Genomic DNA, 7,086 nt, shown 5'->3' with positions numbered 1-7,086 from the left:
CGGCTTCAGCCGCGAGCTTTTTGCCACGGTGCCCGGCAAGCCAAAAGCTCGCGGCTGAAGCCGCTCCTACAGGACGCGCCGGCAAAAGGCCGCCGCCCCCGGCTACAGCATCCCGTCCCGCTTCACCGCCAGGTACTTCTCCACCAGCGCCGCCGGCAGCTGTTCGCAGGTCACGTCGAGCACCGCCACGTGCTGGTGGCGCAGCGCATCGTGCACTGCGGCGCGCTGGGCCAGATAGCGGGCGGCGGCGCCCGCGCGCAGGGCGTCGGGGAGTTCGTCCACTGCACCGTCCAGCGCCTCGTCGATGGCGCGTTCGCGCAGGGACGCCACGACCACGAGATGGCGCCGCTGCAGCATCCGCACCGCGGCCAGCAGGTCCTCGCTGTCCTCGTCGCGCAGGTTGGTCACCAGCATCAGCAGGCCGCGGCGGCGCTGGCGCAGCGACAGGCTGGTGGCGGCGGCCAGGTAGTCGGTGGCGACCGGCTGCGGCTGCAGGTCGTAGCTGGCACGCAGCAGGGTGTCGATCGCGCCCAGGCTGCGCTGCGGCGCCACCCAGCGCTGCTCGCCGCCGGTGGCGAACAGGCCAACGGCGTCGCCCTGCCGCAGCGCGAGGTACGACACCACCAGCGACGCATCCAGTGCGTGGTCGAAGTGCGACAGCGCCGCATCGCGGGCCATCATCCGGCGGCCGGTGTCGAGCACCACGATCAGCTGCTGGTTCTTCTCGTCCTGGTATTCGCGCGAGATCAGCCGGCGCGCGCGCGCCGTGGCCTTCCAGTCGATCTGGCGCAGGCTGTCGCCGACGCGGTACTCGCGCATCTGGTGGAAGTCGGTGCCCTCGCCGCGGCGGCGCTTGAGGTGCGCGCCGACCATGCGCGAGGCCTGCTCGGCCGACAGCAGCGCAAAGCGCGCCAGCGGCGCGAAGTTGGGGAACACGCGCACCGCCTGCGCCGCGCCGGCCACGCGCGACTGCCGCCACAGCCGCCACGGCGCATGCAGGCGCAGCTGCACGCCACCGAAGCGGAAGTCGCCGCGCGCGGTGGGTGCGAGCCGGTACCCGAAGCTCGACACCGTGTCCGCCGGCAGCACCAGCGTGCGCGGCAGGCCGCTCGATTCCCAGCCGCCCGGATGCAGGTCGAACACCTCCGCGCGCACGCGCCGGGGGCCGGATTCGAGGTGCAGCGTGACCTCGCGTTCGACCCCGACCGGCAGCGCTTCGGGCAGCGCGCGCACGACATCCGGCGTGGGCAGGCGGCGCAGGCGCAGCAGGTCGAGCAGGGCGACGACGACGAGCGCGGCGCCCACGTACAACCAGGCAGCTGTCGGGAGCAAGCCGAAGCTGGCGACGACGCCGATCGCACCCCACAGCGCGAGGAGGACTACAAGGAGCGGAGCGGGCCTCATCGCCGGCGACCCGTCGCCGAAAGTCCGCACGCTGTCATCCCGGGCGCAGCGAGGGATCTCCGGACCGGTGAAGCAGATCCCTCGCTGCGCTCGGGATGACAGCGCTTGCAATGGCCGCCCTGAATCGAACCCGCGCCCCACGCCGGCTCCGGCTTCCCCTCTGCGCATGGACCATGGAAGCAGCGGACACGCGATGTACTCACTGCCGCGGCGCCTCCACCTTGGCCAGCAGCGCGTGCAGCACCTGGTCGGCGTCCTGCCCTTCGATCTGCAGCTCCGGCGCCAGCGCGATGCGGTGGCGCAGCGCGGGCCTGGCGATGTCGCGGATGTCGTCGGGGGTGACGAAGTCGCGCCCGGCCAGCACCGCCTGTGCGCGCGCCGCGCGCACCAGCGCCAGGCTGCCGCGCGGGCCGGCGCCGAGCGCAATGCCCGGCCACTTGCGCGTGGCCGCGGCGATGCGCACCGCGTACTGCACCACCGCGTCGTCCAGCGTCACCTGCGCGGTGCCCAGCTGCATGGCCACGATGTCGCCGGCCGACAGCACCTGCGTGACCTGCGACAGGTCGAAGCCGGCCGCGGTGCGGCCGCTGCTGACCGCGGCGACCATGCGCGCCTCGTCGGCCTGCGTGGGATAGTCGATCAGCACCTTGAGCAGGAAACGGTCGAGCTGCGCCTCAGGCAGCGGATAGGTGCCCTCCTGCTCGACCGGGTTCTGCGTGGCCAGCGCCATGAACGGCGGCGGCAGCGGGAAGCTCGAGCCCTCGATGGTCACCTGCTGCTCCTGCATCACCTCCAGCAGCGCCGACTGGGTCTTGGCCGGCGCGCGGTTGATCTCGTCGGCCAGCAGCAGGTTGGTGAACACCGGGCCGCGGCGCACCACGAAGCCTTCGGTCTTGGGGTCGTACACGGCGTGGCCGCTGACGTCGCTGGGCATCAGGTCGGGCGTGAACTGCACGCGCGCAAAGTCGCAGCCCAGCGCCTGCGCCAGCGCGCGCACCAGCAGGGTCTTGCCCAGGCCGGGCACGCCCTCGACCAGCACGTGGCCGCCGGCGAGCAGGGCGACGAGGATCTGGTCGAGCACGTCGGCCTGGCCGATGAACGCCTTGGACACTTCGTCGCGCACCGCGGCGATGCGGGTGGCGAGCACGTCGCCGGTGATCGGGGCGGGGAGCGTTTGCGGGTCGGTCATAGCTGTTGCCTCAACTGGAGGAGTCTTGCGATGCGGTTGCGGAAGTCGGCACCGTCGTTGGGACGCGGCGTCTGCAGGGCACGTTCGATGTCGGCGACCGGCGCGCCGGTGCGGTGGGCGATGGCCTCGGCCTGGGCGCGGCCGTCGAGCGCGGCGGCCAGCGGGTCGCGGCGGCGCAGGCGCGCCATGAACGCCTCGCGCACCGCGGCGTAGAGCGCGGAGGCGCGGCCATAGCGCCACAGGTGTTCGCCGCTGGCCTGCACGTGTTCGAGCAGCGCGCGGCGCGCGGGTTCGGGCGGCGGCACGGCCGGGCCGAAGCGCTGGGTGCGCAGCCACAGCCACGCGACCAGCGCCAGCAGCGCAGGCAGCCACGCCATCCACGCGTGTTCGAGCAGCAGCCGCGACAGCGGCGGCATGTCCGCCGCGTAGACCAGGTGCACGGTGCCGCGCTTCCAGCCCGGCTGCAGCAGCTGCCGCGCCAGCGCGGCAAAGGTCGGCTGTTCGAGCGATCCGTTGGTGAGGAAACCGAAGTCGGCAAGCACGTCCACCGTGCCTTCGCCGTACGCCAGGCGCGCGTAGGCATAGCCGCTGTCGAGGTCGCCCCAGGCGTGCAGGGGCTCGACCGCGAGCATGGTGAAGCGGGTGCCGCCGCAGAACATCAACCGCGCCGGCACCCCGGCCCCGTCCGTATCCTTCGCATTCACGGCGGCCGGCGGCCGCGCGACCGGCATGCATTCGTGTTTCGGCAGCGTGCGCAGGCGCAACGCGTCGAGCAGGGCGGCGGTGCGGGTGGCCGCGCCGCGTTCCAGCCGCGGCGTGCGCACCAGCAGGTGGCCGCCGGACTCGACCCAGTCCAGCAGGCCGTCCACGTCCGCTGGCGACAGCGTGCGCGGATCGCTGAGCACCAGCACGGTGTCGCGTTCGCCCAGCGGCACCTCGTCCAGCTGCAGGCGCTGGCGCGAGCGTGCGTCCACGCCGCTGGCCTGCAGGGCAAGCTTCAGCGCATACAGCGGGTTGTAGCTGGCCTCGCCGCGCGGGCGCAGGGTCCGCTCGGTCTCGACGTACTCGTAGTTGTACGTCCACCACGCGGCCACGCCCGCGACCAGCAGCAGGCCCAGCGCGACCAGCGCGACGTTGCGGCCCGACACCCTCATGACGCCCACCCGAAGCGCTGCGCCAGCGTGTCGACGAGGCCATCGAACTCGCCCTGCGCGGGCATCCGCCGTGCATACGCGGCGTACTGCCAGACACGCACCACGCGCGCGAAGGCGTCGCGGTCCTGCGGGTCGGGCATGCGCCTTGATGCGCGCAGGCATTCGGACTCGGTGGCGCCGGGCACCAGCGTCACCGCGGCGCGCGCGGCCATCGCCTCGACGCTGGCGCGATACAGCAGCGCCAGCGCGCGCCGGCGGCGGCCTTCGTTCCACAGCCGGCGTACGGCGGCGGCGATGTCCTCGGGCAGCACGTCGGGCAGCGGCGCGTCGGCGAGCTCGACCGGCGTCGGCACCTCCCGGCGCGACAGGCCGCCGCGCAGCCACGGCAGCCAGCGCCGGGCGGTGGCGGCCAGCACCGCCAGCAGCCCGGCGAGCAGCAGCCACAGGCCGAATTCGCCGATGAAGGCGACAGCCTTGGCCAGCCACGGGAACGGCAGCGCCTGCGGCGGCTGCGCCCGCTTCGAATCGCGCGCCCGCCAGTGCGACTGCTTGCGCTTGGGCCGCAGCAGCGGATCGCGGTAGGCCTGTTCGACGGACGCCTCGAACGCCGGGTCCTCGACCAGCGCGTCACCGAAGACGTCGGCGAGCGAGTCCTGTCCGCCGTCATCGCCGGCGCTTGCATCCACGCGCGCCTGCCGCGGCACGCCGGCGTCCTGCACGCCGCGGTCGCGCTGCATGGCCGCCTGCGAGGGTGGCGGCAGCACCAGCAGCGCGCACGCCGCCAGCAGCATCGCGCCGGTCGCCGACGCCAGCCGCGCGCGCAGGCGGCGCAGCGCGATCTCCACGTCCCAGGCCTCGATCCGCGTGCGGCGGTTGAGGTAGAGGCCGAAGCCGGCGCCGATGTAGAACGGCTCGATCACGCTGGTCGCGATCCACGCCACCGCATGCAGCGCGACCTGCGCCCACGGCGGCGGCTGCACGAACAACAGCGACCAGGTCGCGCGCAGCGATTCGGACAGGAACTCGGTCGGCACGAACATCAGCGACAGCGACAGCATCGACAGCGACAGCGCGACCACGAACAGCAGGCATACCAGCGTCAGCAGGATGCCGTGCCCGCGCACCGCGTCGCCCAGCACCCGGCGGCGCTCGCGCAGGCGCGCGCCATCGGCGCCCTCGAGCAGGTCCACCGGCAGCACCAGCGCGCGCACCAGGCTGAACCGTCGCCACAGCAGGTGCCCGCGCATCGCGCGCCAACCCCAGCCGCGCTGCGCGGCCAGCGTCTGCCGCGTGCCCGGGGTCTCGCCGAACACCGCGCGCGAGAGCACGAACAGCGGGATGCGGTCGAACACCGGCTTGAGCCACCACATCGCCAGCCACGCGATCCAGAGGCGGCCCGCCGCGAGCGCGGCGACGTTGGCCACGGCGAACACCGGCACCGTCACCAGCAGCCACGGGATCCAGATCGCGCGCGCGTTGCGGCGCACCAGCGCGGTGCCCAGCTCGACCGCTTCCCACGGCGAGCGCGGGCGCAGTTCGACGCGCAGGGATTCGAGCTTCATGGCGCCGGGCCCTCGCGGTCCTTGCCCCGCCCGGCCCAGCCCAGCCAGCCCAGCACCAGCGCCCACAGCAGGCCGCCGACGGCGAACTTCACCGGCCCCGGGATCGACCCGATCGACGACCAGAACGCCTCCACGAACGCGGCGAACAGCAGCATCGCCAGCACCCCGAGGCACAGCTTGCCGCCGACCTTGCCGCCCTCGACCAGCGCGTCGAGCCGACTGCGGCGACCGGGCGCGACCAGGTCCAGCCCCAGCCGCAGGCCGGCGGCGCCGGCCACCACGATCGCCGACAGCTCCGGCGCCGAATGCCCGACCACGAAGCGCCAGAACGGCCCGCCGTGGCCGATGCCCTGCAGGTGCGCGGCGACCGCGCCCATGATCACGCCGTTGGACACCAGCACCAGCAGCGAACCGACGCCCGCCAGCAGGCCCCCGGCGAAGGTGCGGAAGCCGATGCCGATGTTGTTGGCGATGTAGTAGCCGAACATCGCCAGGTCGCTGCCGCTGTCGCGGCCGAGCTTCGCGCCCGGCGCAGCCGGGTCGTACATCGATTCGAACTGCGCCAGCTGGCGCGGATCGAACAGGCTGTGCACCAGCTCCGGCCGCCAGCGCACCGCGCAGTACATCGCCACGGTGGAGAGTACGAACAGCGCCGCCGACACCCACAGGCAGCCGCGCTGCGCGCGCACCAGGCGCGGGAAGTCCGCGACCAGGAACTCCAGCGCGCGCCGCCAGCGCGGCGGCGCCGGCCGGTACAGCGCGTTGTGGCCGCGCTGCATCAGCTCCTGCAGGCGCGCGGTGACCACCGGGCTGTAGCCGCGGCGGCGCGCCAGCGCGAGTTGCTGGCACAGGCGCCGGTAGCGCGCCGGCATGTCCTCGTCGCGCAGGCCCTGCCAGCCGCGTTCGGCGCGGGCGCCGCGCGGGCTGTCGGCGCGCTTGTCGAGCCAGTGCGCGAACTGCTCCCACTCGCGCTCGTGGCGCGCGACGAAATGCGCCTGCCTCATCGCCGCCCCAGCAGCCAGTTGGAGATGCCCAGCAGCCGCATCACTCCGGGCTGGCCGCGCGCGCCGGTGACGGGCTCGGCGATGTCGGCCAGTTCTTCCTGGCGCTCCGGCGTGAGCTGCGCGGCGCGTTCGGAGAAGGCGATCACCGCCACCTGCTCCTGCGGCTGCAGCGGCTGCGCCGGCGCCTGCACGCCGGCCATCGGCGGCTGCGGCGCGGCGCGCAGGCGCGGCGCGTGCACCACCAGGGTGCCGGCGACCATGTCGCCCAGGCGCCGGCCGTAGGGATCGGAGAGGCTCGCCACCAGGCCGAAGCCGTAGCCCACCGGCAGCATGTCGACCGTGCGCAGCAGGTTGCGCACCAGCGACGCCAGCCAGCCCACCGGCGCGCCGTCGGCCGACACCACGCGCAGCTCCAGCGCGCGCTTGCCAGGCGTCTGGCCGTCGAACATCGCCTCGAACACCACCGGGTACGCCCACAGCAGCGCGAACATGCCGATGAAGTACAGCCCGATGCCGGTCTTGCCCAGGATGCCGAGCAGGCCGGCCGAGACGGTCAGCAACAGGAAGCGGATGCCCAGGTCGATCAGCCACGCCAGCGCGCGCGGCACCGGGCCGGCGGCGGGCAGCCGCAGCGCGACGCCCTCGGGCGTATGGACTTCGCGGAATGTGTCGAGCATCAGGCGCAGGCCTTCCTGCCCGCCCCCACCATCAAGTCATCCATGCCACGCGAATTCCGAAGCCGGGCCCCGGGGCTACTGTACCGGCTCGCCGTG

General features: G+C 73.5%; 6 protein-coding genes. All 6 read right to left on the bottom strand.

Annotated elements, in window-relative coordinates; all coding sequences use genetic code 11:
- Positions 1-102: 102 nt before the first annotated feature.
- Complete coding sequence (locus tag ABD679_RS01815) at positions 103-1,404, bottom strand: DUF58 domain-containing protein (RefSeq protein ID WP_344758214.1); 1,302 nt, start codon at positions 1,402-1,404, stop codon at positions 103-105.
- Positions 1,405-1,603: 199 nt separating this feature from the next.
- Entirely contained in the window at positions 1,604-2,593 is a 990-nt protein-coding gene (locus tag ABD679_RS01810; protein WP_344758213.1) for an AAA family ATPase, read from the bottom strand.
- Positions 2,590-3,747 carry a DUF4350 domain-containing protein gene (locus tag ABD679_RS01805; protein WP_344758212.1) on the bottom strand — a complete coding sequence of 386 codons (1,158 nt, stop codon included), beginning with the start codon at positions 3,745-3,747 and terminating at the stop codon, positions 2,590-2,592. The genes ABD679_RS01810 and ABD679_RS01805 overlap by 4 nt, the downstream gene beginning before the upstream one ends.
- Entirely contained in the window at positions 3,744-5,309 is a 1,566-nt protein-coding gene (locus ABD679_RS01800) for a DUF4129 domain-containing protein (RefSeq protein WP_344758211.1), read from the bottom strand. The genes ABD679_RS01805 and ABD679_RS01800 overlap by 4 nt, the downstream gene beginning before the upstream one ends.
- On the bottom strand, positions 5,306-6,313 hold the full coding sequence (locus ABD679_RS01795) for a stage II sporulation protein M (protein ID WP_344758210.1): 1,008 nt from the start codon (positions 6,311-6,313) through the stop codon (positions 5,306-5,308). Before ABD679_RS01795 ends, ABD679_RS01800 begins: the two co-directional genes overlap by 4 nt.
- On the bottom strand, positions 6,310-6,990 hold the full coding sequence (locus ABD679_RS01790) for an RDD family protein (RefSeq protein WP_344758209.1): 681 nt from the start codon (positions 6,988-6,990) through the stop codon (positions 6,310-6,312). Before ABD679_RS01790 ends, ABD679_RS01795 begins: the two co-directional genes overlap by 4 nt.
- Between the last annotated feature and the right edge of the window lie 96 nt (positions 6,991-7,086).

Origin of the sequence: Luteimonas lutimaris, from assembly GCF_039537065.1 — a bacterium.
GTDB classification, from domain to species: Bacteria; Pseudomonadota; Gammaproteobacteria; order Xanthomonadales; family Xanthomonadaceae; genus Luteimonas; species Luteimonas lutimaris.
Note: the sequence above shows the minus strand (reverse complement) of the source record. Positions and strands in the feature narration are given on the sequence as shown.